24 protein-coding genes and 3 pseudogenes are annotated in these 20,899 nt (G+C 53.3%); 22 read left to right on the forward strand and 5 right to left on the reverse strand.

All coding sequences use genetic code 11. The features are described 5' to 3' along the window. Window positions 1-147: 147 nt before the first annotated feature. Entirely contained in the window at window positions 148-1,314 is a 1,167-nt protein-coding gene (gene sopA / locus ACWHWP_RS24300) for a plasmid-partitioning protein SopA (protein WP_086533260.1), read from the forward strand. Continuing rightward, entirely contained in the window at window positions 1,314-2,279 is a 966-nt protein-coding gene (locus tag ACWHWP_RS24305) for a ParB/RepB/Spo0J family plasmid partition protein (protein ID WP_063161596.1), read from the forward strand. The genes sopA and ACWHWP_RS24305 overlap by 1 nt, the downstream gene beginning before the upstream one ends. A 730-nt stretch (window positions 2,280-3,009) precedes the next feature. Here ACWHWP_RS24305 and ACWHWP_RS24310 read toward each other — a convergent pair. Next, window positions 3,010-3,259: pseudogene (locus ACWHWP_RS24310) on the reverse strand (DUF4113 domain-containing protein); the annotation flags it as partial. Between ACWHWP_RS24310 and ACWHWP_RS24315 the strand changes: the two are divergent. After that, a pseudogene (locus ACWHWP_RS24315) lies at window positions 3,253-3,711 on the forward strand (plasmid partitioning/stability family protein); the annotation flags it as partial. The pseudogenes ACWHWP_RS24310 and ACWHWP_RS24315 sit on opposite strands and share 7 nt — an antisense overlap. Before the next feature lie 3 nt (window positions 3,712-3,714). Next, the gene (locus tag ACWHWP_RS24320) at window positions 3,715-3,978 is read left to right on the forward strand and encodes a hypothetical protein (RefSeq protein WP_063161583.1); all 264 of its coding nucleotides are present in this window, start codon (window positions 3,715-3,717) and stop codon (window positions 3,976-3,978) included. 209 nt (window positions 3,979-4,187) lie between these two features. Here the strand turns inward: ACWHWP_RS24320 and ACWHWP_RS24325 are convergent, their stop codons facing one another. Continuing rightward, the gene (locus ACWHWP_RS24325; protein ID WP_063161582.1) at window positions 4,188-5,183 is read right to left on the reverse strand and encodes a hypothetical protein; all 996 of its coding nucleotides are present in this window, start codon (window positions 5,181-5,183) and stop codon (window positions 4,188-4,190) included. A 377-nt stretch (window positions 5,184-5,560) separates the two neighbouring features. Between ACWHWP_RS24325 and ACWHWP_RS24330 the strand changes: the two genes are divergently transcribed. From ACWHWP_RS24330 to ACWHWP_RS24375, 10 genes are all read left to right on the forward strand, one after another. Continuing rightward, window positions 5,561-5,698: an antirestriction protein gene (locus ACWHWP_RS24330; protein WP_230863576.1), complete on the forward strand. Its 138-nt coding sequence runs from the start codon at window positions 5,561-5,563 to the stop codon at window positions 5,696-5,698. Window positions 5,699-6,458: 760 nt separating this feature from the next. After that, window positions 6,459-6,731 carry a hypothetical protein gene (locus tag ACWHWP_RS24335; protein WP_086533304.1) on the forward strand — a complete coding sequence of 91 codons (273 nt, stop codon included), beginning with the start codon at window positions 6,459-6,461 and terminating at the stop codon, window positions 6,729-6,731. A gap of 43 nt (window positions 6,732-6,774) precedes the next feature. Continuing rightward, entirely contained in the window at window positions 6,775-7,140 is a 366-nt protein-coding gene (locus ACWHWP_RS24340; RefSeq protein WP_086533262.1) for a hypothetical protein, read from the forward strand. Window positions 7,141-7,207: 67 nt separating this feature from the next. Continuing rightward, window positions 7,208-9,226, forward strand: coding sequence for a ParB/RepB/Spo0J family partition protein (locus tag ACWHWP_RS24345; protein WP_447724538.1), 2,019 nt, complete (start codon window positions 7,208-7,210; stop codon window positions 9,224-9,226). Window positions 9,227-9,263: 37 nt separating this feature from the next. Beyond that, the gene (gene psiB, locus ACWHWP_RS24350) at window positions 9,264-9,698 is read left to right on the forward strand and encodes a conjugation system SOS inhibitor PsiB (protein ID WP_447724536.1); all 435 of its coding nucleotides are present in this window, start codon (window positions 9,264-9,266) and stop codon (window positions 9,696-9,698) included. Beyond that, window positions 9,695-10,426 (forward strand): plasmid SOS inhibition protein A, encoded by a 732-nt coding sequence (locus ACWHWP_RS24355; protein ID WP_334759883.1) that lies wholly within the window; start codon window positions 9,695-9,697, stop codon window positions 10,424-10,426. The genes psiB and ACWHWP_RS24355 overlap by 4 nt, the downstream gene beginning before the upstream one ends. Beyond that, entirely contained in the window at window positions 10,423-10,653 is a 231-nt protein-coding gene (locus ACWHWP_RS24360) for a hypothetical protein (RefSeq protein ID WP_063161577.1), read from the forward strand. Before ACWHWP_RS24355 ends, ACWHWP_RS24360 begins: the two co-directional genes overlap by 4 nt. Further along, window positions 10,650-10,874: a hypothetical protein gene (locus tag ACWHWP_RS24365; RefSeq protein WP_074146975.1), complete on the forward strand. Its 225-nt coding sequence runs from the start codon at window positions 10,650-10,652 to the stop codon at window positions 10,872-10,874. The genes ACWHWP_RS24360 and ACWHWP_RS24365 overlap by 4 nt, the downstream gene beginning before the upstream one ends. A gap of 191 nt (window positions 10,875-11,065) precedes the next feature. Further along, window positions 11,066-11,143, forward strand: a complete 78-nt coding sequence (locus ACWHWP_RS24370) for a DUF5431 family protein (RefSeq protein WP_158409081.1) — start codon at window positions 11,066-11,068, stop codon at window positions 11,141-11,143. 55 nt (window positions 11,144-11,198) lie between these two features. Beyond that, complete coding sequence (locus tag ACWHWP_RS24375; protein WP_000589001.1) at window positions 11,199-12,539, forward strand: ISNCY family transposase; 1,341 nt, start codon at window positions 11,199-11,201, stop codon at window positions 12,537-12,539. Window positions 12,540-12,772: 233 nt separating this feature from the next. Here ACWHWP_RS24375 and ACWHWP_RS24380 read toward each other — a convergent pair whose 3' ends face one another. After that, window positions 12,773-13,567 (reverse strand): AraC family transcriptional regulator, encoded by a 795-nt coding sequence (locus ACWHWP_RS24380; protein WP_447724532.1) that lies wholly within the window; start codon window positions 13,565-13,567, stop codon window positions 12,773-12,775. Window positions 13,568-13,654: 87 nt separating this feature from the next. On the opposite strand from ACWHWP_RS24380, the gene ACWHWP_RS24385 reads away from it, so the two are divergent. Then, window positions 13,655-14,845, forward strand: coding sequence for an MFS transporter (locus tag ACWHWP_RS24385; protein ID WP_447724530.1), 1,191 nt, complete (start codon window positions 13,655-13,657; stop codon window positions 14,843-14,845). Between the two features lie 93 nt (window positions 14,846-14,938). Here ACWHWP_RS24385 and ACWHWP_RS24390 read toward each other — a convergent pair whose 3' ends face one another. Next, the gene (locus ACWHWP_RS24390; protein ID WP_447724528.1) at window positions 14,939-15,856 is read right to left on the reverse strand and encodes a LysR substrate-binding domain-containing protein; all 918 of its coding nucleotides are present in this window, start codon (window positions 15,854-15,856) and stop codon (window positions 14,939-14,941) included. Window positions 15,857-15,986: 130 nt separating this feature from the next. Between ACWHWP_RS24390 and ACWHWP_RS24395 the strand changes: the two genes are divergently transcribed. From ACWHWP_RS24395 to ACWHWP_RS24405, 3 genes are read left to right on the forward strand one after another with little or no spacing between them, the layout of a single operon-like run. Beyond that, a complete protein-coding gene (locus ACWHWP_RS24395) occupies window positions 15,987-17,384 on the forward strand; it encodes an amidohydrolase family protein (protein WP_447724526.1) in 1,398 nt (465 codons plus the stop codon). 14 nt (window positions 17,385-17,398) lie between these two features. Continuing rightward, window positions 17,399-17,872: a DMT family transporter gene (locus tag ACWHWP_RS24400; protein WP_447724524.1), complete on the forward strand. Its 474-nt coding sequence runs from the start codon at window positions 17,399-17,401 to the stop codon at window positions 17,870-17,872. A gap of 57 nt (window positions 17,873-17,929) precedes the next feature. After that, a complete protein-coding gene (locus ACWHWP_RS24405; protein WP_447724522.1) occupies window positions 17,930-18,790 on the forward strand; it encodes an SMP-30/gluconolactonase/LRE family protein in 861 nt (286 codons plus the stop codon). A 56-nt stretch (window positions 18,791-18,846) separates the two neighbouring features. Here the strand turns inward: ACWHWP_RS24405 and ACWHWP_RS24410 are convergent. Next, a pseudogene (locus ACWHWP_RS24410) lies at window positions 18,847-18,946 on the reverse strand (hypothetical protein); the annotation flags it as partial. A gap of 24 nt (window positions 18,947-18,970) precedes the next feature. Between ACWHWP_RS24410 and relB the strand changes: the two are divergent. The 4 genes from relB (at window position 18,971) to ACWHWP_RS24430 (ending at window position 20,891) form a co-directional block, all read left to right on the forward strand. Next, complete coding sequence (relB, locus tag ACWHWP_RS24415) at window positions 18,971-19,210, forward strand: type II toxin-antitoxin system antitoxin RelB (protein ID WP_000534858.1); 240 nt, start codon at window positions 18,971-18,973, stop codon at window positions 19,208-19,210. Further along, window positions 19,210-19,497 carry a type II toxin-antitoxin system mRNA interferase RelE gene (gene relE / locus ACWHWP_RS24420; RefSeq protein WP_447724518.1) on the forward strand — a complete coding sequence of 96 codons (288 nt, stop codon included), beginning with the start codon at window positions 19,210-19,212 and terminating at the stop codon, window positions 19,495-19,497. The genes relB and relE overlap by 1 nt, the downstream gene beginning before the upstream one ends. A gap of 71 nt (window positions 19,498-19,568) precedes the next feature. Then, entirely contained in the window at window positions 19,569-19,727 is a 159-nt protein-coding gene (locus tag ACWHWP_RS24425; RefSeq protein WP_013087178.1) for a type I toxin-antitoxin system Hok family toxin, read from the forward strand. Window positions 19,728-20,597: 870 nt separating this feature from the next. Next, window positions 20,598-20,891 carry a hypothetical protein gene (locus ACWHWP_RS24430; RefSeq protein ID WP_447724516.1) on the forward strand — a complete coding sequence of 98 codons (294 nt, stop codon included), beginning with the start codon at window positions 20,598-20,600 and terminating at the stop codon, window positions 20,889-20,891. Window positions 20,892-20,899 lie beyond the last annotated feature (8 nt).

The following is a 20,899-nucleotide window of genomic DNA, read 5'->3' on the forward strand; positions in this document are numbered from 1 at the left end:
GGCAACCTTCAGGCGGATGCTAAACTGAATACGGCTACATTTTGATCAGCTTTGCAATTTTTAAGATGGTTTGCAATTTTAATGTTGCTTTGCGCCTTTCATCAAGATTTAATAGATTAATGCAAAGTTGAAAACAAGGAACAGAAAATGGGACTGATGGAAACGCTTGACCAGTGCATTACTGCCGGTCATGAAATGACGAAAGCTATCGCGATTGCACAGTTTAACGATGATAGCCCGGAAGCTAGGAAAATTACCCGTCGCTGGCGTGTGGGTGAGGCCGCCGATCTGATTGGCGTTTCTTCTCAGGCAATCCGTGATGCAGAAAAAGCAGGACGCCTTCCCCATCCTGATATGGAAATGCGTGGACGTGTGGAGCAGCGAGTGGGCTACACCATTGAACAAATTAACCATATGCGGGATGTATTTAGCACCCGTCTGCGCCGTCCTGATGACAGCGTTCCGCCCGTCATCGCGGTGGCAGCACATAAAGGGGGTGTCTATAAGACATCGGTATCTGTCCACCTGGCACAGGATCTGGCGCTGAAAGGGCTGCGGGTACTGCTTGTCGAAGGGAACGATCCACAGGGCACAGCCTCCATGTACCACGGCTGGGTCCCTGATTTGCATATCCATGCCGAAGACACACTGCTACCATTTTATCTTGGTGAGCGCGATGATGCAGCCTATGCCGTCAAACCCACCTGCTGGCCGGGTCTCGACATCATTCCGTCATGCCTGGCCCTGCATCGCATTGAGACAGAGCTCATGGGAAGGTTTGACAACGGGAAACTGCCGACAGAACCTCATATGATGCTTCGTCTGGCCATCGAAACGGTGGCTCATGATTATGATGTTATTGTTATCGACAGTGCACCGAACCTCGGTATTGGTACCATCAATGTCGTTTGTGCTGCTGATGTACTCATCGTGCCAACGCCAGCAGAGTTATTTGATTACACCTCTGCCCTTCAGTTTTTTGACATGCTGCGCGATCTGTTAAAAAACGTGGACCTGCAGGGTTTTGAACCTGACGTCAGAATTCTTCTGACCAAGTACAGCAATAACAATGGCTCACAGTCACCCTGGATGGAAGAACAGATCCGCGATGCCTGGGGAAGCATGGTACTGAAAAACGTTGTTCGCGAGACCGACGAAGTCGGTAAAGGTCAGATCCGTATGAGAACGGTGTTTGAGCAGGCTATCGATCAGCGCTCATCTACAGGAGCCTGGCGAAATGCGCTGTCTATCTGGGAACCTGTCTGTAATGAAATTTTTGATCGTCTGATTAAACCTCGCTGGGAGATCAGATAATGAAACGTGCACCAGTCATTCCAAAACATACCGTAAAAGATATCCGCCCCGAAACTGAACCGTCAGCGGCACCCGCTGCACCAATGGTTGATTCATTAATTGCACGGGTGGGAGCTATGGCCCGCGGGAATACCATTCTGCTTCCGGTTTGTGGCCGGGAAGTGAAATTTGTTCTAGAAGCCATCCCGGGCGAGAGTGTTGAAACGGCATCAAGAGTCTGGTCAGGTAATGAACGTGATCAGGAACTACTGACCGAAGACGCGCTTGATGATCTGATCCCCTCTTTTCTCCTGAGTGGTCAGCAGACGCCTGCGTTCGGACGACGGATAGAAGGTGTAATTGAGATTGCAGATGGCAGTCGTCGCCGTAAAGCCGCCATAATGACATCATCGGATTATCGCGTTCTCGTGGGCGATCTCGATGACGAACAGATGATGTCGTTATCTAGGTTGGGTAATGATTACCGCCCAGTCAGTGCTTATGAACGGGGCAAGCGCTATGCACTAAGGCTGGAAAATGAATTTAGCGGCAATGTCTCTGCCCTGGCAGAAGCCGAAAATATTTCCCGTAAAATTATCACGCGTTGCATAAACACGTCCCTGTTACCAAAATCCGTGGTTGCCCTCTTTACTCATCCCGGTGAACTTTCTGCCCGCTCTGGTGAGGCGCTGTACAAGGCATTCTCAGGAAAAGAAGCTTTACTATTGCAACAGACACAGCAGCTTCATGAGCAAAAGACAGCGGGGGTTATATTTGAACCCGAGGAAGTTATCGGTTTACTAACAGATGTACTTAAAGAGCCATCCGGTAAAAAAGTTAATCTCAGTACCCGTCATCAGTTTGTACCTGGAGCTACAGCTCTTTACAAAGGCGATAGGGTCATTTTTAATCTCGACAAATCACGCTTGCCTGCCGAGTGTATCGAGAAGATAGAAAGCATACTTCGCGACTTACAACATGGTTAGCCTGCCTGGTGATGCTAGTAAGCTCATCTTAAATTTCTGATATTTCTATTATCTTGCTGCTTCGGAACACATTTATTCCGGAGCAGCGATTCACTGCACTATAGCCTCAGTTTTGTTAAACAGGTCTGTTTACTTCTCTCTGCCTGATTGCTATCACAATCTCAAGATCCAGTTCCGGTTACTTTTTCCTATCAGGCGCCACGGAACCACTTACTACATGCGTACCAGATCTCACCCAGTAACCCGGCCCGGAATGTTGACACCACACTCCGGAGTTAACTGGGACCACGGTCCCGTTTCCGCCCTGAGAGTCAAAACTTACCCGCCAACCCTGCCCGGATTGTTGGCACCATACTCCGGAGTTAACTGGGACCACGGTCCCATTTCCGCCCTGAGAGTCAAAACTCACCCGGCAACCCGGCCTGGAATGTTGACACCACACTCCGGAGTTAACTGGGACCACGGTCCCACTTCCGTCCTGAGAGTCAAAACTTTCACCCGGCAACCCGGCCCGGATAGTCGACACCACACTCCGGAGTTAACTGGGACCACGGTCCCACACTATTCTGCTGTTACTTTCATAATCAAAATTCAGAGAATGTAATTCCTATATACAGTGCGTAAGGAGATTATGTTCGTTTTGTTGCCTGGTGCTTCTTCACCCACTCGCGGGCTTCGCCCTGTCGTTCGGCTGCGCCTAGCACTACTGACTCATTCTGAAAAGCGAAGTTTAACTGATCCTCGCAATGGGGATTTACTTTCCTGCGGGTGGTGTACGCAGGGGAGATCATCTCGCGTTTCATTTGCCATGCAAACGCAATCCCTCGTCCGGAAAACCATACCTGTCCCAGACCTGAATGATTAATGCCATCGAGAAACTTCATCAGTTCAGCGTTATGAGGACGTGGCGGACGTTCGTCGAACAGCTGCAGCTGCGAAACGCCGGAGCCGGTGAAGTCATTCAGCATCACACCGGCTTTGCGCCGTGATGGCGCTGGTATCTGGCACCTGGTCTTCACTCGCAGGACTTCCTGATGAGTCTGATGGTACCGTGGCGGCTCTGGCCATGTCACCGGAGACGGAATACCAGCGCCGGCGTTACACCCTGACGCTTCAGGATGACCGGAGCAGTGAACGGGTTGAGCGTGTGCAGACGGGGGTGTCATCCCGTCTGCGTGGAGATCAGCTCAGAAACCTGATTATCACCGGTCTGGCCCTGCACACGACCGCACAGGAGCTGCCGCGTCTGCTGGCCAGTATGCCGGTGCCGCCTGGCTCGGTCAGCGAGCTGCAGGTTCAGATCCAGCAGATGGCCGGTACGGCTGACGTGAGTAAAGCTGCAGTACCGGAGAAACCAGCAGAGCCTGCCGCACCGGTAACCGGTGAAGCGACCAGGATAAAGAAAAATATGCGACGGGTATTCGGAGAATAAAACATGTCAGTGATTAAACAGAAGGCAGAGCAGTGCATTCATAATTTTCTGCGCACCCAGAACGTGCCTGAAACTCAGTGGCCGGAACTGGTCAAAAAGACCGGCAGGGGAATGATACTGGCAGGCGTGGCCGTCGTGGTTCCCGGTGTCCTGGTTGATAATATCTCCCTGCCGGTGAAAATTGCGATGCAGGTCTTCTACGCCTCGCTGATCGGCCTCGGGGTTCTCCTGGCGTTTGACGAGAAAAAACCAAAGGGGCGGGGATGAATATGAACATTAGCCTGAAGGAAACGGTATGAAGCTTGAAGAACTGTCAGGAGACGAACGCACACTGGTTATTGTGGCACTGCAGGTGTTGCACCTATAGGCTAAATCCGGCCCGTACACTCGATGTAATGTTTCGTGATGAGCGGATGTGGGCACAGCTAAAATCATAACGGATGCCGAATGGCACCCGTCATTGGTGAAAGGAGTAGCTAACTAGTGAATGCCTTGCTACGCTGGAATTTCTCGACTATCTGATTCTTTCTAATCAGTTTTCCGTCAAAGAGTTTTGTGGTTTTGTCCTTAATCCGACGTAACCGCAGGTTTACATGTCCATCAGTTGAGACTTTTGCTCCTGATATAGCCATAATTGCTCTGGTTGCGAGGAACTCCTCTTCGTAGTTGTCGCATACGAAGATAAGTAGCTCTAAGTTTTTGGTATCAATGAATCGCGTGACTTCTTGGCTTAAAGATGTAGCTGATTTTATCAGATCATCTTTGTCGTTCAGGGTCTCAATGATCCGTTTCAGTTTTGGTGTCGATAAATCTTCTGGATTCAGGCTGCAGGCCTCGGAGAATTTTTCTGCGAGCGATTTTGCCTGGGTCATCAAACTAATGACCTCATACATATAAGGTAGCGACTTTAAATTGCCCAATGAACTGGTAACCCATATGGGGTTATTGTCATCATTAAATTTTTGCAGGACATCAATTTTGATATCCCAGCTATGAGTCTTCTGCGCAGTAGTGATGAATGACAAAACTGCATTTGGAAATGATTTAAGTATCTGATCTAAAATTACTCTTGTATTAATGATTGTAGCCCGCAGATAAGATAGTTCTTCATTCATAATCAGTGATTTATCACGATAGTCCTTTAGTTTATGAAGAGCCTTCTTTCTGTCGATCTCTTTGCGAACCCGGTTTCTTTCATTGGTAAAGGATTTATCAGCCTTAAAGTATTTTCTTGCACAATGTCCGCCAATCAGGACTTCAAAACCATCCGCGGTTACACCTAACCAACCACTTTTGTGTTTTTGATGGCACACGCCATTTAATGCTTTTACTTGGCAAATTACATCTTCAGTGAATTTGTATTCACCTATTAGTTTTTGGAAGTTTTCAGGACTGATCTCATGTTTTGATGAGAAGGAAGGACGCTTATCAATATCAATGAAACTAGAAAAGTACTCTGAATCTTCAGCCATTAGCCCGCCTATACGAGTAGTTAACTGTTTTAATATCCAGCATGTTTAAATATACAACCGAATAACCACTGTATCAATGTTGTTTTTTTATTCATATATTGAAAGTAAACACAGCTGCTCACCTGTTCGCACCCTTCACGGAGCATTTAGGCCGTGAAGGCTTTGTGCTGCGGCTTGCGGTGTTGCTCCTTTGTTCTCCGCTTTTCTCCGGTCTTCTGTGTCGTCACGGCGATGCCTAAACCGAAAATACGTTAACCGTGGGGGAGCTATGAACCAGGCCGTGACATCAGATATCATTCGTCTTGAGGGGGCTCAGTGCATGACATTCCTACCTGATTTTTTTGCGGCGACTTTATGGTGTCCGAGACGCCTACGCCTTGCGCTACTTCCCTGAGTATCAGAGGGAATTCTGGCAGTTTTATCGGCTGTCTGAAGGGGGCGGATATTTGGCGCCTAACGTGGAGAGCCTGATCCTATGCAATCCGGAAACCCGCCAGTGTGCCGTCTATCTATGAGGCCACTATATCCTCCAGGGCGGTCAAAGCGACGGAAAGTAAATAATCTGGGCTGGGCATATGCGCCGCCTGTTCGCGATCGAAAACCCTGTTATCCCTTCGGGCTGATGGACAGCAAGGCCAGCGCCTGCGGCGCTGCCTCCTCCCGCCCTGGTGTAAGCCCGGGGCGTTGCAGATGAAAGCCATTGTGAGGGCAAATTGTCACTGATACGGTCCTGCGTAACGTGGTCGCCGGCTTTGAAACCCGATCAGCAAATCCTCAAAACACCAGAATCCCTCCTCTGGCCCCCTTCGGCTCCCGGCCAGCGCTGCTGCCCGGTCGTCGAGCCCCACTCCGCCAGGGCGGCCGCTGACGCACCCGCCGGGCTCCGCCGAACCCCTCCGGGTTTCGGGCTGACGCTAGGGTCTGATGGCGAAGGTCAAAGGCTGCGGCTTTTCCGGCCGTGCCGTCCGGAACGCCTTCACCGCGCCGGCTGATGCCGTCGCTTTAATGGCGCCACGCCGTTCCGACGTGTCGGGTGTGTGCATCCTGTTCCCCCGGTGAAGCCATCCCCCGTGTGTCCTCACGCGGAGGGCTTGTCGTAGCACCGTCGGGTCGTCATCCAAGGGGTGAAATGCACTCCGCCAAAACTTTTTGCGTGCCGCAAAAACTTTAGTCTCCGCCCCTTTCCTTCCTCCCTTCGCCGTTGCTCCTTTTGCCCTTTGCCGCGAGAGAACTCACCAGGGAGATGGCCAGCCATCACCACAGGAGAAAACCAGGATGCACACACGAAACGTCAACGTCAAAACCGCCGCTCAGGAATCTTCCAGGAAGATGGGGGAAGAACAAAACCCTGTTTCTGTCGCACGGGAGTGGGTGGTTCAGGCCACTTCGCTGAAGGCGTGGGTCACCGTCACCTTGTCCGACGTTTCCCGATACGGCGACGTGCAGGTGGAGATCCGCACCAACGGAACGCTTAACTGGCGCGCCTGGTCGTTTGAACCGGATTTTCTTTTTGAACTGAAACGCAATCTGCAATACGTGCAGCTTTAACCGGAGGCCGGATGTCCGGCCTTAACCCAGAGAAGGAGGAAACATGCAGAACCTTAACACCCGTCCGGCGACCCGTAAGGTCGGGCAGAGCACCGAAATCGTGAAGCTGCTGCGCATTCAGGCCAGCAACACCCACGTGGTCGAGTTTGACAACGTGGACACCCGATTTAATGACTGCAACAACTGGCAGGTGATGGCAGGAGGCAAACGAGTCCTGTTCAGCAACCGCATGTATGAGCGTTTTTCAGATGTGAAATCGGGGATCGTGGCAACGATCAACGTTTGTGAAAACAGCGGCAGCGTAACGGATAAAGCGATGCTGGAAGGGGCAAAAGTCATGATGCAGCTTCTTGATGGCTATCCGTCCTTTGGAGCACTGGCAGCACACCCGAAACGCATTTCCGGTTAACCGAGTGCCGTGACCGGATCGCACTCCGGCCACGGCTAACCACAACTATCACTGAGAGGTAAAAATCATGGTCGCCACCAATACTACGGCAAAAAAACCAGCTAAGACCACCCGTCAGACAAAATCTGCGGAAAAAATCGCGCAGTCTACCGAACAGAAGCTCGTCCAGCTGCTCTCTGATACGCCCGTGCAAATCTTCCCGTACTCCCGCCTGTCACACACGGGCTTAAACACGCGCATCATTCCGCATACCGATCAGGAAGTGGAAGAGATGGCAGACAGCATTCAGGCAATGGGCATCCTGCAAAACCTGATCGGTGCAGAACTGCCGGACGGTACGATCGGCATTGTCGGCGGGGAAGGTCGCCGCAGAGGCACAGGCATTCTGGTGATGCGCGGTGTTCTCGATGCAGACACGCCGTTTGTTCCGGTGAAAGTCCTGCCCGTGGAGATGGCTGTGGCGGCCTCGATGATCGAGAACGGTCGACGTAAAAACATGCATCCCGCCGAGCAGATTATCGGTTTTCGTACCCTTCAGCAGGAAGGTAAAACGGCTTCTCAGATCGGTGCACTGATGGGTTATCACCCGCGCCACGTTCAGCGCTGCCTGAAGCTGGCGAATCTTGCCCCCTCCCTGCTGGATGCGCTGGCGCGGGATGAAATCACCCTTGAGCATTGTGAAGTGATGACCCTTGCCGACACTCATGAACGGCAGCTACAGGTCTGGGAAGAAGCGAAGGCACAGTGGAACGGCAGTATGCCAATGCCCCATACACTTCGCAAAATGGTGACTGACGACAAGATGGCCATCAGCCACCCGATGTTTGAGTATGTGGGCGAGGAAGCCTATACCGCCGCTGGCGGTACGCTGACCGCCGATCTGTTCAGCGACAGGGACAGTACCTTTGCCGATGCGGCGCTGGTGAGATCCCTGCTGGCTGGCAAGCTTACCGTGCTCGCCGCTCGCGTTAAGCAGGAGCAGGGCTGGGGCTGGGCTGAGTTCCGCATGACGGAACTGCGCGCCAGCGGTGAGGACGGTGAACTGTACCGTTTTGCCATGCCGAAAGCTGTCCTGACGGAAGAAGAACAGAAGCGTGTCAGTGAGCTGGAAGAACAAATGGAAGCTACTGAAAACTACGATGACGAATACGAGCTTCAGCAGCAGATCGATGACATTTACTGCGAGGCGGAGTATCGCGAAGCCACGCCGGAATTTCGCGCCGCGCACGGTATCTGGGTGTCATGGGATGGTGACAATTTCCAGGTTCAGCCTGGTATCCGCAGGCTGACCGACGAAGACCGGGCAGAAGAAGAACAGGCGCGTCAGGAACGTGAAAACAACGTGATCAGACACACCACGCCTGAAATACCCGCTGACGCCTATCCGGCAACGCTGGTTAAGGCCATGTCTGCGGAGCGCACTCTCGCCGTTCAGGCAGAACTGGCGGGTCGCCCTGATGTATCGGTGGCGCTCCTGACGTGGACGCTGTGTCTTGCGCTCTTTGACCGCACCCACGGCAAGCGCAATGAACCGCTGAAAGCCTCCGTGTCCTCGAATCAGTATCACCTTGCATCACTGGCTCCATCCGGTGAGGAAGGGAAGGCGCTGACGGCGCTCAAAGCACAGAAAGAGGCGCTTCAGGCAACGCTTCCCGAAAACTGGCATCTCGATTTCACCTGGCTGCTGTCATGGTCAGCAGAGCAGGTGAACACCCTGCTGGGATTCTGTGCAGCGCACGGTATCAACGGTATTCAGGAACGTATGTATAACCATACGCAGAAAAGCGAACTGGACGGGCTGGAAGCGGCGCTGGACTTTGACCTGCGCAAATGGTGGCAGCCGGATGCTGAGAGCTACTTCGGTAAACTCACGATTTCCCAGATTGGCAAAGCCTATGAAGAAGCCGGACTCAGCGCCCGTGCGGGTGAAGTTGTGAAACTCAAGCGCCGCGATGCGGCGAAGGCCGCCGAGCAGGATCTGAATGCTCAGGGCTGGCTGCCTGACTGGATGGTGCGCACAGCGCCAGCCGCTGAGGCTGAAGAAGCCACTGAATCCGACGCTGATACCACTGACCACGCTGCTTAATACCGGAGGCCGCCGCCTTCGGGCGGCGGGAAAAGACATGACCATGCAATATGACCTGAACCGAATCAATACCCTGACCGCCTCCGACCTGGAGTTTATCCGTCAGCAGGGCGAGGACGCGCGCCGCGCCCTCAGCGATGCCGTGACCGGCCTCCTGTCGACACCAGAAGGATGGCGCGTCTGCGCCGAATACCGCAGCGAGTTCGGCGGCTTCTTCCCCGTCCAGTGCCGCTTCAGCGCGGACGGCAGTGATGACTGGCATCTGTGCGTGTGCAGCCCCGGCGAAGTCTCTCCGTACTGGCTTCTGGTACTGCTCTCTTCCGGCGGTGATGTGGTGCGTACTCTTTACCAGAGCGACACGCTCCAGCCTGACCGGATAAATCAGCTGATCGCGCAGCTGGCAGGTATGCGCCGCTTTAACTGCACTGCCCGCACCGTGGCGAAGCTGATGAATGTGGAGGTGACAGCATGATCCCGTCCTCACACGCGCTCGTTTCCCTGAAGCCCGCCCGTCAGGCTGCAATACAGGCTATCAGCCATGTTGAGTCTGCCCGCGAACGCGGCGCACGACTGCCCGCCATGCCGTATGTGCGTACCTTTCTGCGTCTTCTCACGGGCAGCGGACGCCTCAACGCCACGGTGGCCAATAAAATACCTGGACTGCACTGGGTGCCAAATAACCGTTATTCGAACCTGAAACAGGTCGAGGAGGCGCTTAACACGATGATCGCCACCAGTGGCGAAGCCTGCCCGCTGCCGCTCACAATTGACGTACAGGCCGAACTGTTTCCTGAGGTCATGCACACCCGCACGGGTCGACGGCTGCACAGGTCCGGCATTAAGACCACGCGTCAGATGCGCCGCCAGTCTCGTGAGTACGAACAGCGCTGGAAACTGCGCCAGAACCTGCTGGAGCAGGCGAAAATCGACCTGAATTTTCAGTCACCGGAAACCGTCTGCACCTGGTACACCCGGTGGAGTGACGAGTTTGACGCGGCAGAGCTTGCCGGACCGTTCTGGCGCTGGCAGTCGCGGTTCTCGTCGCTGAAGGAACTTGACTGGCTTCGCATCAGCGGCGAGCCGCTGTATGCAGTGATGTACGAAATCCCGTTTATCGTGCGGGAGACGCCGGAACCTGTCCGTACTGCTGAGCGCTGGCAGGTGCCGAACAAGTTGCGGTATCAGCAGGGGGCAGAATGAGAAATAACCCCTGCAAGACGGAGCTGAAAGTCGCCCGCAGCCAGCGTAACAAGCTCCGTACCATGTCGGCAAAGCTGAAAGAGATGTGCTGCGAGTGGGACGGACTCAGTGGCTGGCTGGAAACCGAAAGCGAGCAGCTGGCTGAGAGTATGGACAGGCATCTTGAGGCGCTCGAAGACCAGATCCGCGAGTGGTCAGAAGGTACGGATAACCGGGAGGGCTATTGAGCATTATCAGCCGCAGGTTCGACAAAAAAGAGACAGGAACCGTGTTCCGGCATGCTGAAAGCGGGAAGATCCTGTACCGCCTTGATGCCCGGCTGGAGCGGGATGACTGGGAAATGTTGCAGGCGATGATCAGCCTTGTCTATAACGCCGGCGTGACCGCCGGAAGCGAACAGAGAGCCGCTGAGATTCGTGAGGCGCTGGGTATTTCAGGGGCTGAATGACGCGGAAAAACGATGAGGATTTATACAGTTTTCAGACTGTTATTCCTGGGCAGATGATCGACGACGGGATATAATGGCGATGGCGCTTGAGGCTTTTTGCCTCATGACGTGAAGGTGGTTTGTTACCGTGTTGTGTGGCAGAAAGCAGAAAGCCCCGTAGTTAATTTTCATTAACCCACGAGGCCACCTGTATGCCTAGACAACATCAGGATAGCCTCTTAGATGCCGCAAGGCAAGGAGAAGAAGGCCATGTTAACACCAAGCTGTAATGTCCCCTTTGAACCATTCTAAAATGTCCCCAGACAATTCTCTGGGGGATTTTTCATGATCAAAGAGACTGTTACGATGAGTCATAAGGAACTCGACCGACTTCACATTATTCAGGAGTCACTTAATCGCCATATTACTCAGGAACAAGCTGCGGCACGCATTGGCATTTCTATTCGGCAGGTTAAACGTCTGGTACAACGGTATAGAAATGAAGGGCCTTCTGGTCTAGTTTCCCGCCGACGTGGAAAGCGTCCCAATAATTCCTTTTCTACCGAATTCAGAGCAACAGTAATTTCACTCCTCAAAGGCCGCTACGCTGATTTTGGACCTACGCTTGCGTGCGAAAAATTGCGCGAGATACACGGCTTGTGTTTATCCATTGAAACTCTCAGGAAGTGGATGGTAGAGGAGGGCATATGGCGCGAACGTCGTCGTAAGTTTGCCCGAATTTATCAGCGCCGGATGCGGCGCCCATCCTACGGTGAACTCATCCAGATTGATGGCTCGCCTCATGACTGGTTTGAAGGTCGGGGCCCCAAATGCACACTGATAGTCTTTATCGATGATGCTACCAGCGCTCTGATGGCGCTACGATTCGCTCCTGCAGAAACAACCCGGGCTTACATGGAAACCCTCCGGGGTTACCTTAATGATCATGGCGTACCACTGGCTCTCTATTCTGACAGACACAGTATATTCAGAGTAAATAACCCGGAGCGGGAAGGAGAGTTGACTCAGTTCACACGTGCGATAAAGACACTGGGCATCGAGCCAATCCATGCCAACAGCCCGCAGGCAAAAGGGCGGGTAGAGCGTGCCAATCAGACACTGCAGGACAGGCTGGTCAAAGAAATGCGGCTTCAGGGTATCAGTGATATTGAAACAGCAAACGCATGGTTGCCGACCTTTATTGAAGCCTATAACAACCGGTTTGCTACGCCGCCTCGTATTGCTGATAACGCCCATCTTGATGTACACCATTCTGAAGAGGAACTGGGTTATATCTTCAGCCTCCAGGCGAAGCGCGTTCTCTCCAAAAATCTCACTTTCCAGTACAAAAGCAGTGCGTTTCAGATTCGCAGTGAAGGCCGGGGATATCGACTTCGGCATTCGGTTGTCACGGTATGCGAAAGCTTTAACGGTGAAATTAAGGTTCTGTATGATGGGAAAGCGTTGGGATGGGAAAAATATGTTGATGGCCCGGAGCCTATACCACTGGATGATGAAAAAAGTGTCCATGAACGTGTGGATAATGCCCGTTTTGATTTACGCTCAAAATTCTACGTAAAACCTAAAGCTGACCATCCTTGGCTCACGCGCCGCACGCAAAGTAATCAGCAAGTGAAGCCCCCTAAATTACCCAGAAAGAAGGCTGATCCCGATAAAATGGACTGAAACCAGGCGTTATTCAGTTGAGTGCATATCCAGTCATAGGATAGATTCTTACGTAGCGTTTCTGGCGTGCATTTTCGGGTGGTTTGTTACTGTTTTTAACGGGGACACGTCAGAAACGCGCTCAGGCCGTCTGAGCGGTACGCGTAATGAGACGTTATGGTAAATATTCTGAACTCACTGCGAAAAGCGGACGCTGGCGTTCTTTGTAAAAATCCGGTTTGTGTTGGGTTGCATTAGTTTAGGGACGAAAAATATTGTGTCGGCGATTTACCCAGCGCTTTCCTGAACATTGTAATAAACGCGCTGACCGAATCATATCCCAGCGTTCCGGCTACGTGCTGCACGGATTGGCCTTCTGCCAGATGGCTCAGCGCAATCATTAAATGCAGTTGCTGACGCCAGCGACCAAAGCTCATTCCTGTCGCACCTTTTATCAGCCTGGCCAGAGATCGTTCGCTGGTAGCCAGATGCGCAGCCCACTGCTTTAGCGTTCGCCGGTCATCAGGATCATTAAAAAGTGCCTCAGCCATATTCCGGATTTTAGGATGGTCGGATACAGGCAGGTGGAGCGCTTTAACCGGCACATCCGGTATATGTTCCAGCAGCACCGTTGCCAGCCTCGCGGTTTTACTGTCAGGCGAATAAGCATGTTCCTGCTCTGCCAGAAACAGAACCAGCTCGCGGACCAGAGGAGTAATAGCAAGGGTACAGCAGGTTTCCGGCATCTCTGCCGCGCCGGGCTCGATAAATAAAAAACAGGTGTCTGCATTCTTCGTGACCCGGCAACTGTGGGGGATTTTTCCCGGAACCCAGACAGCATGTCCTGGTGGAACAAGCCACAGCGCATCCTGAACCTTACAGCTCACTGCACCGCGCAAAGAGAGAATAAGTTGTCCCTTACGGTGAGCATGCGGACTCTGATCTGCATACTCGCCTGACGATGATACATGCAGCGCGATAGCAGCCTGACTGAAAGCATCGGTATTAAACTCATCCGGTGAGGTCACCGGTTTTTTATTAACTGGCATGATTTAGTTATATGTTGTCAGGTTATCTATATTCTGTAACTCATGCGTCCTTTAAAGTCTTTCTTTTTACCAGAGAAAGCAAAATTTATGTCCCACACTACGAACAAGTGGTCTTCAATCATACTTGTGACCGGCATCCTTTTTATAGCTATCAACCTGCGTGTTCCTTTTACCGCTATCGCACCCGTTTTAGAGTCTATTCGCCATGATTTTGGGCTAAATATTACTGCCGTTGGGTTGCTTAACTCGCTGCCTTTACTGGCCTTTGCCGCCTTTTCACCGCTGAGCGCATCCATCTCACACAAGTACGGTCTTGAACGCACCCTTTTTGGTGCCCTGGCCGTGATTTCAGCGGGTATCCTGCTTCGCTCCACAGGTAGCGTCTGGGCGCTTTATGGCGGAACCATATTGATAGGTATCGGGATTGCCCTCGGCAATGTCCTGCTGCCTGGTCTTATCAAACGCGACTTTTCTGGCAACGTGGCTTCCGTAACAGGGGCATATTCCATCATCATGGGCGCCGCTGGCGCAATTGGCTCTGCCATTGTCATTCCTCTGACGCAGAGCTGGGGCTGGAACATCGCGTTAGCCATGCTGGTTATTGCACCGCTGCTTGCGTTGCTTTTATGGTTGCCCCAGTTAAAGAAGAAGCATCAGCTGCCAGCTGCGGGTGAGAAAAAAGCGGCGACCGTCGCGGTCTGGCGCTCGCCTCTGGCATGGCAGGTCACCTTGTTTATGGGCCTGAATGCGATGCCGTTTTATGTTGCTGTCGGCTGGCTGCCAGCCATTCTTACGGACAGTGGACTCTCCTCAGCTCTGGCTGGTGAGGTACATGGCATCCTTCAGCTTACCACCGCCATTCCCGGCCTGATTCTGGCAGCCACGCTGCGTCGTCTTAACGATCAGAAATTAGCTGCTGCTGGCGTCAGCCTGTTAACCGCGGTGTCATTTATCGGCATCCTGTATTTGCCGAATCTGGCGTTGCTTTGGGCTGCGCTTCTCGGCTTCGGCTCAGGTGCCAGCATGATGCTGGGTCTGACCTTCATCGGGCTGCGTACTAAAAACGCCGGTGATGCTGCCGCGTTGTCAGGCATGGCGCAGAGTGTCGGTTATCTGATGGCCGCGATGGGTCCGCTGTTGCTGGGCAAAGTACAGGAGTTGTCCGGAGGCTGGACGGTGCCATTACTGATGACCGCAGCAATCGCAGTCGCAGGTGCCTGCACCGGAATGACTGCCGGACGAAACGCTCACCTGGAACCCTTACAGCAGCAGGGTTGAATAGCTGACACAGCAGGGGAAACGATCGGTTTCTTTGCTGAGGATGCTATTAATTGTCGTTCTGAAGCGGTTTCCTGTTACCGGAGCCGTCTTTTACCGGGAAGACCTTTTCTCACCTGCCCCTTCGTTGAAAAGTCCGGCGACCCAGTCAGCAAAAGCACGCACGGCGGGAGACAGAAAACGCTGATGCGGATAGAGTATCGTCACCGGCACGGAGAGTGGCTGCCAGTCCGCCAGAACCTCGACCAGTTTGCCTTGTTGCAGATTCTCCGAAATCACATTCTCAGCAAGCTGCGCCAGCCCAAAACCTTCAAGACATAGTCTGATGTAGAGTCCCGTTTCGTTAACGGCTGCATCCCCCTCAACCTGAACAGAGAAGGGCTCAGTGCCTCGTGTGAAACGCAGTTCATTAGTGCGCCTTACCGAACCGGAAAAGTAATGAATCGCCCGATGCTGCGACAACGCTTCCGGCGTCTCAGGGACACCGTACTCCCTGAGATAATCCGGAGAGGCGCAGGTTACCCAGCGAAACCGGCCAAGCGGACGGGCAACCAGTGTGGAGTCAGTTAATTCCCCGGTTCGAATGACGCAATCCACTCCTTCCTGAACAAGATCGACCTGCCGGTCGCTGACGCCAATCATCAGGTAAATATCCGGATAAAGCCGGTAAAAGTCTTTCAGATTGGGCATGACGATGAAATGGGCGATCCCACCAGGCATATCAACCCGCAGCCTCCCCTGAGGGCGTCTGATGGAATCAGTCAGGCTGGATTCGCTATGTTCAATTAGCGACAGGATTTCCCGGCATTGCGCCAGATACTGCAGGCCTTCAGGAGTAAGGCTGACCCGCCTTGTCGTCCGGTTAAGCAGACGCACCTGCAGGTATTTCTCCAGATTTTTAATCGTGCTGGTGACGGTGGAAGAAGGCAGCGACAGTGTTTCTGCCGCGCGTACAAAACTCCCGGCTTCAGCAACCCGCGTGAAAACCTGCATAGCCTGAATCCGATCCATCGTCCTGCTCCTGGGTAAAAGTGAGTCTAATTATTCGCGAATTATGAATTATAAAAACGTTTTAAGCATCTTTTTCAGGCTAATGACGTGGCGTATCTTTTCCCCATTAATCAGGAAAGAGGCAGGTTTAATGACCGACTACATCAGAAATATTGTTAACAATCAGAATGTCACTCCACAAGCTACGTTGATACGCGGCGCGACGATACTGAGCATGGACGAGAACGTCGGTAACATTGAGCGTGGCGATATTCTCATCAACGGCTCAACGATTACCGCCGTGGGCCAGAACCTTGATGTACCGGGTGTGCATGTCATTGATGCCACTAACATGATCGCCATGCCGGGAATGGTCGATTCTCATCGTCATGCATGGGAAGGACAGCTGCGCCGCATTAACCCAAATGCTACCTGCCTGGACGACTACAGCAATGCCACACACTTCTCGTTCGCGAAATATTACCGTCCTGCCGATATCTATGTTGGCAACCTGTTGACGGCGCTTGGCGCTATTGACGCGGGCATCACCACGATGATCGATAACTCGCACAACAGCCGAACCGCAGCGCATTCCGATGCCGCCGTCGAGGCCCTGCTTGATACCGGCATTCGCGCCATTCATGCTTCCGGCGCACCGGTAGCTGGCGAATGGGATAGAGGGCACTGGCCGGGAAACTGGCAGCGACTGCAGGATAAATATTTCACCAATAACCCTGAAAGCCTGGTCTCTCTCGCCGTCATGGCCCAGCTGGAGCCGGAGTTATGGGCCGAGGCCCGCAGGCTGGGACTGTCGATTGTCACTGAGTTCTTCGGCGCTGAGATGGGTTCTGAACTTGAGTCGCTGCATCAGCAGGGGCTGCTGGGGCCGGACAATATTTTCAATCACTGCACGGCGCTGCCCGACCGGGGATGGAAAATTCTGCGGGAGGCCGGTGTCCGGGTGAACGTCTGCCCGCGCTCAGATTCGCACTATGGCATCGAAAGCGGAATGTTCGCCATAGAGGCCGCGCAGCGTCATGGCATCAATCCTGGCCTGAGCGTAGACAATGAAACATCGTACAGCACCGATATGTTTATGGAGATGCGCGTCGCCTTTTACCTGCAGCGCGTGATGGGCATGCATCAGCAGCAGTGCTGCGATTCTGAACATTCGCTGAAAACGCTTCCGGCGGCACAACTCCTTAAAGCCGCGACTCTTGATGGCGCAGCCTGTGCAGGGCTGCAGGATAAAGTGGGCAGCCTGACGCCAGGCAAACAAGCCGACCTGGTGCTGATTAACGGCAGTGATCTCAATCTTTACCCTTCCGGCAATGCCTTTGGCACGGTGGTTCATGCTGCCGAGCGCAGCAACATCGACACCGTCATGATCGGCGGACGCATCGTTAAACAGAACGGTAAGGTGCTGGGCGTAGACAGCGCGCGCCTGCGTGCAGCGATTGATGAGTCGCGTGAGCACCTTTTTGCAGCCTCTGGCTACCAGCCTGACATTTTTGCTGACAACTTCCTGCCGCTGGTGCAGGCCGACTGACCAGGATGAAAAGCATGGGCATGATCTATTACGTAATCGCTTTTGCCGCAGGTCTGGGGATCACCCTGCAGACGACCCTGAACAGCCAGCTGGCAAAGGGACTGGGCGGCGACCCGGTCACTGCGGCGCTGTTTTCATTTACGGCGGGCGCGTTCAGTCTGGGGATTTACGCGCTGCTGCGGGGTGGGTTAATGACATCGCTGGCGGCGATGCCGTCGCAACCCCTCTGGAGTCTGGCGGGCGGAATGATAGGCGCATTTGCCCTGTTCAGCTATGTAGTGCTTGCGCCGAAAATTGGATTTTCAGCTCTGCTCGGGCTGGCGATTGTCGGACAGTTACTTTCCTCGCAGATGATTGATCATTTTGGCTTGCTGGGCGCTGTGCGGCGTCCAGTTTCGTTACTCAGGCTGGGGGGAATGGTTGTTATGCTGATCGGACTTGCCATCATGCTTTTCGGCGATCGGCTCTCTGCACGTTTTCTGCAGTAACTGCGTTATCCACTTTTACACTCGTGCAGTACGACCTTTTATATCCGGAGGATTATCATGTTTTCAATTGCAGCTGAGGTCAGGAATACGCTCGGAGAGTGCCCGCTGTGGTGTGAAAGAACCCGCAGGCTCTACTGGACTGACATTGAAGCCAGTGAACTGCTCGCCATAGAAGAAGGCAATGATGCTGTGATGCGCTGGTCGCTGCCTGAACGCCTTGGCTCCTTTGCACTGACTGAACAAAGTCACAATCTGCTGATGGGATTCGCGTCAAGGCTGGCTTTCTATGATCTCAACAGCGGGTTAATTACCCCAGTGGCCGCTTCACCGGGATACACCGGCACCCGCATAGGTGATGGACGATGTGACCGTGCCGGTAATTTTGTCTTCGGGACGATGGATGACGGTTATCCCGTTAAAGTCATCGGTAAGTTTCATCGACTCAACGCGGCAACGCTGACTGTTGAGACGCTTGCACTGCCCGATGTCGCTATACCGAACAGCATCTGTTTCAGCCCCGATGGTTTCACGCTCTATTACTGTGACTCGATGCAGGGTCAGATAATGTGCTGTGATTACCCCTCGCTGCAGAACCAGCACGTGTTCGCCGAAAGCGAAGGCAGCGGCGCGCCTGACGGCTCCTGCGTGGATGAGGTGGGCTATCTATGGAATGCTGAATGGGGGGGGAACCGTGTTGTCCGTTACCGCCCGGATGGGACCACAGACGCTATTCTGACGTCACCTGCAATCCAGAGCACCTGTCCGACACTCGCCGGTGAGGGTTTTACCCGTCTCTATTGCACCACGGCTACAGTGGGACTCACTGCGCTGTCTGAATATGACGGTGCATTGCTCAAAGGTAAATCTGATCTCAGTCCCGGATTACCTGAAAACCGCTTTGCGGCACACACAGTTTAATTGTTTTGATACTGATAGAAATTTGGCAGTTCAGGCTCAAAGAAAACGTCCACTTCTGGCACTAAGCGGACTGTGTTCACCCTTCTGACGTCTCGTTTTCTGACTTCCTTCGTGACTTGCCCTAAGCATGTTGTAGTGCGATACTTGTAATGACATTTGTATTTACAAGAGGTGTGAGACATGGGTAGCATCAACCTGCGTATTGACGATGAACTTAAAGCGCGTTCTTACGCTGCGCTTGAAAAAATGGGTGTAACTCCCTCTGAGGCGCTTCGTCTCATGCTTGAATATATTGCTGACAATGAACGTTTGCCGTTCAAACAGACACTCCTGAGTGATGAGGATGCTGAGCTCGTGGAGATAGTGAAAGAACGTCTTCGCAATCCTAAGCCAGTACGTGTGACGCTGGATGAGCTCTGATGGCATATTTTCTGGATTTTGACGAGCGTGCACTAAAGGAATGGCGAAAGCTGGGCTCGACGGTACGTGAACAGCTGAAAAAGAAGCTGGCTGAAGTGCTTGAGTCACCCCGAATTGAAGCGAACAAGCTTCGGGGTATGCCGGACTGTTACAAAATTAAGCTCCGGTCTTCAGGCTATCGTCTTGTGTATCAGGTCATAGACGAGAAGGTTGTCGTCTTTGTGATTTCTGTCGGGAAAAGAGAGCGCTCGGAAGTTTATAGCGAGGCGGTCAAACGCGTTCTCTGAAATAAAGCAGGACATCTCTGTTTCGCAGTAAAGGTGCCACTTCTGCTTTGCGTTGACAGGAGAAGAAGGCCATGAAACTGCCGCGAAACACCCTGCTCTGGTGCGTATTAATAGTGTGCCTCACACTGCTGATATTCACTTACCTGACACGGAAATCGCTCTGCGAAATCCGATACAGGGACACGGACAGGGAGGTGGCAGCTTTTATGGCTTACGAATCCGCTAAGTAGCTAACCCCGGCGGGGGGAAACCCCCGCCATTCAGGGGCTGAGACTGTGTGGACATGCCTGAAGCGCCTTTATGAAGGGGTTGCCGGTTTACCGGTAGCCCCTTTTTCCTTCCTGACGCGACCGCACGCCTGAACTTCCGGGAAGGGCTGTTCCCCTGCGGGGAACGGGGGAAGGGGGACGCGCCTTCGGCGCTGCCCCTCTGCTCCCTCCGCCTAGCCCACTCTCCTGCCTGATTTTGCTGAAGTCAGAGCGCCATGAGTTACCTGCCTGTACCTGGCTTCAGCCTGGTTTTCCCTGTGTTCTTCATCCCGGGCGTCATATCCGGCGTCCTGCTGGTTAACTTTCTCAGCTGCAGCAGCTCCGTGGCCATAACCCGAAAACAGGGCAGGGCGATGGCCCCCTTCGGCTCCCGGCCAGTGCTGCTGTCCGGTCGTCGAGCCCCACTCCGCCAGGGCGGCCGCTGCGCACCCGCGGGGCTCCGCCGAACCCCTCCGGGTTTCGGGCTGACGCTAGGGTCTGATGGCGAAGGTCAAGGGCTGCGGCTTCTCCGGCCGTGCCGTCCGGAACGCCTTCACCGCGCCGGCTGATGCCGTCGCTTTAATGGCGCCACGCCGTTCCGACGTGTCGGGTGTGTGCATCCTGTTCCCCCGGTGAAGCCATCCCCCGTGCGTCCTCACGCGGAGGGCTGCTTGTAGCACCGTCGGGTCGTCATCCAAGGGGTGAAATGCACTCCGCCAAAACTTTTTGCGTGCCGCAAAAACTTTAGTCTCCGCCCCTTTCCTTCCTCCCTTCGCCGTTGCTCCTTTTGCCCTTTGCCGCGAGAGAACTCACCAGGGAGATGGACAACCATCACCACAGGAGAAAACCAGGATGCACACACGAAACGTCAACGTCAAAACCGCCGCTCAAGAATCTACCGGAAGATGTGATTCAAACCTCACCACGTCCCAGTTCACGGATCTGTTTTGCTGGGTCCTGGCAGCATCGGAAGGGGAGCCACAACCGGCAATTTTTACGCCGCCAGAGAATGCCACTGAGCTGACGTTAATAAATGACGAATGCCCGGATTATATCTCTGTCTGGGTTGTAGATGGTAGCCCGGTGGCAGCTGCAATGCCGCTGGATAATTTTCACCGTGTTATTTCTTCATCTCTTACTAAATAATCAGGAGT

It is taken from the genome of Enterobacter sp. WI-ESBL-E8 (genome assembly GCF_053364895.1).

Excerpts from the sequence above, each read along its gene's own strand:
- sopA (WP_086533260.1), top strand. The coding sequence starts at position 148 with ATGGGACTGATGGAAACGCTTGACCAGTGCATTACTGCCGGTCATGAA.
- ACWHWP_RS24305 (WP_063161596.1), top strand. The coding sequence starts at position 1,314 with ATGAAACGTGCACCAGTCATTCCAAAACATACCGTAAAAGATATCCGC.
- ACWHWP_RS24320 (WP_063161583.1), top strand. The coding sequence starts at position 3,715 with ATGTCAGTGATTAAACAGAAGGCAGAGCAGTGCATTCATAATTTTCTG.
- ACWHWP_RS24325 (WP_063161582.1), bottom strand. The coding sequence starts at position 5,183 with ATGGCTGAAGATTCAGAGTACTTTTCTAGTTTCATTGATATTGATAAG.
- ACWHWP_RS24335 (WP_086533304.1), top strand. The coding sequence starts at position 6,459 with ATGCACACACGAAACGTCAACGTCAAAACCGCCGCTCAGGAATCTTCC.
- ACWHWP_RS24340 (WP_086533262.1), top strand. The coding sequence starts at position 6,775 with ATGCAGAACCTTAACACCCGTCCGGCGACCCGTAAGGTCGGGCAGAGC.
- ACWHWP_RS24345 (WP_447724538.1), top strand. The coding sequence starts at position 7,208 with ATGGTCGCCACCAATACTACGGCAAAAAAACCAGCTAAGACCACCCGT.
- psiB (WP_447724536.1), top strand. The coding sequence starts at position 9,264 with ATGACCATGCAATATGACCTGAACCGAATCAATACCCTGACCGCCTCC.
- ACWHWP_RS24355 (WP_334759883.1), top strand. The coding sequence starts at position 9,695 with ATGATCCCGTCCTCACACGCGCTCGTTTCCCTGAAGCCCGCCCGTCAG.
- ACWHWP_RS24360 (WP_063161577.1), top strand. The coding sequence starts at position 10,423 with ATGAGAAATAACCCCTGCAAGACGGAGCTGAAAGTCGCCCGCAGCCAG.
- ACWHWP_RS24370 (WP_158409081.1), top strand. The coding sequence starts at position 11,066 with ATGCCTAGACAACATCAGGATAGCCTCTTAGATGCCGCAAGGCAAGGA.
- ACWHWP_RS24375 (WP_000589001.1), top strand. The coding sequence starts at position 11,199 with ATGATCAAAGAGACTGTTACGATGAGTCATAAGGAACTCGACCGACTT.
- ACWHWP_RS24380 (WP_447724532.1), bottom strand. The coding sequence starts at position 13,567 with ATGCCAGTTAATAAAAAACCGGTGACCTCACCGGATGAGTTTAATACC.
- ACWHWP_RS24385 (WP_447724530.1), top strand. The coding sequence starts at position 13,655 with ATGTCCCACACTACGAACAAGTGGTCTTCAATCATACTTGTGACCGGC.
- ACWHWP_RS24390 (WP_447724528.1), bottom strand. The coding sequence starts at position 15,856 with ATGGATCGGATTCAGGCTATGCAGGTTTTCACGCGGGTTGCTGAAGCC.
- ACWHWP_RS24395 (WP_447724526.1), top strand. The coding sequence starts at position 15,987 with ATGACCGACTACATCAGAAATATTGTTAACAATCAGAATGTCACTCCA.
- ACWHWP_RS24400 (WP_447724524.1), top strand. The coding sequence starts at position 17,399 with ATGGGCATGATCTATTACGTAATCGCTTTTGCCGCAGGTCTGGGGATC.
- ACWHWP_RS24405 (WP_447724522.1), top strand. The coding sequence starts at position 17,930 with ATGTTTTCAATTGCAGCTGAGGTCAGGAATACGCTCGGAGAGTGCCCG.
- relB (WP_000534858.1), top strand. The coding sequence starts at position 18,971 with ATGGGTAGCATCAACCTGCGTATTGACGATGAACTTAAAGCGCGTTCT.
- relE (WP_447724518.1), top strand. The coding sequence starts at position 19,210 with ATGGCATATTTTCTGGATTTTGACGAGCGTGCACTAAAGGAATGGCGA.
- ACWHWP_RS24425 (WP_013087178.1), top strand. The coding sequence starts at position 19,569 with ATGAAACTGCCGCGAAACACCCTGCTCTGGTGCGTATTAATAGTGTGC.
- ACWHWP_RS24430 (WP_447724516.1), top strand. The coding sequence starts at position 20,598 with ATGCACACACGAAACGTCAACGTCAAAACCGCCGCTCAAGAATCTACC.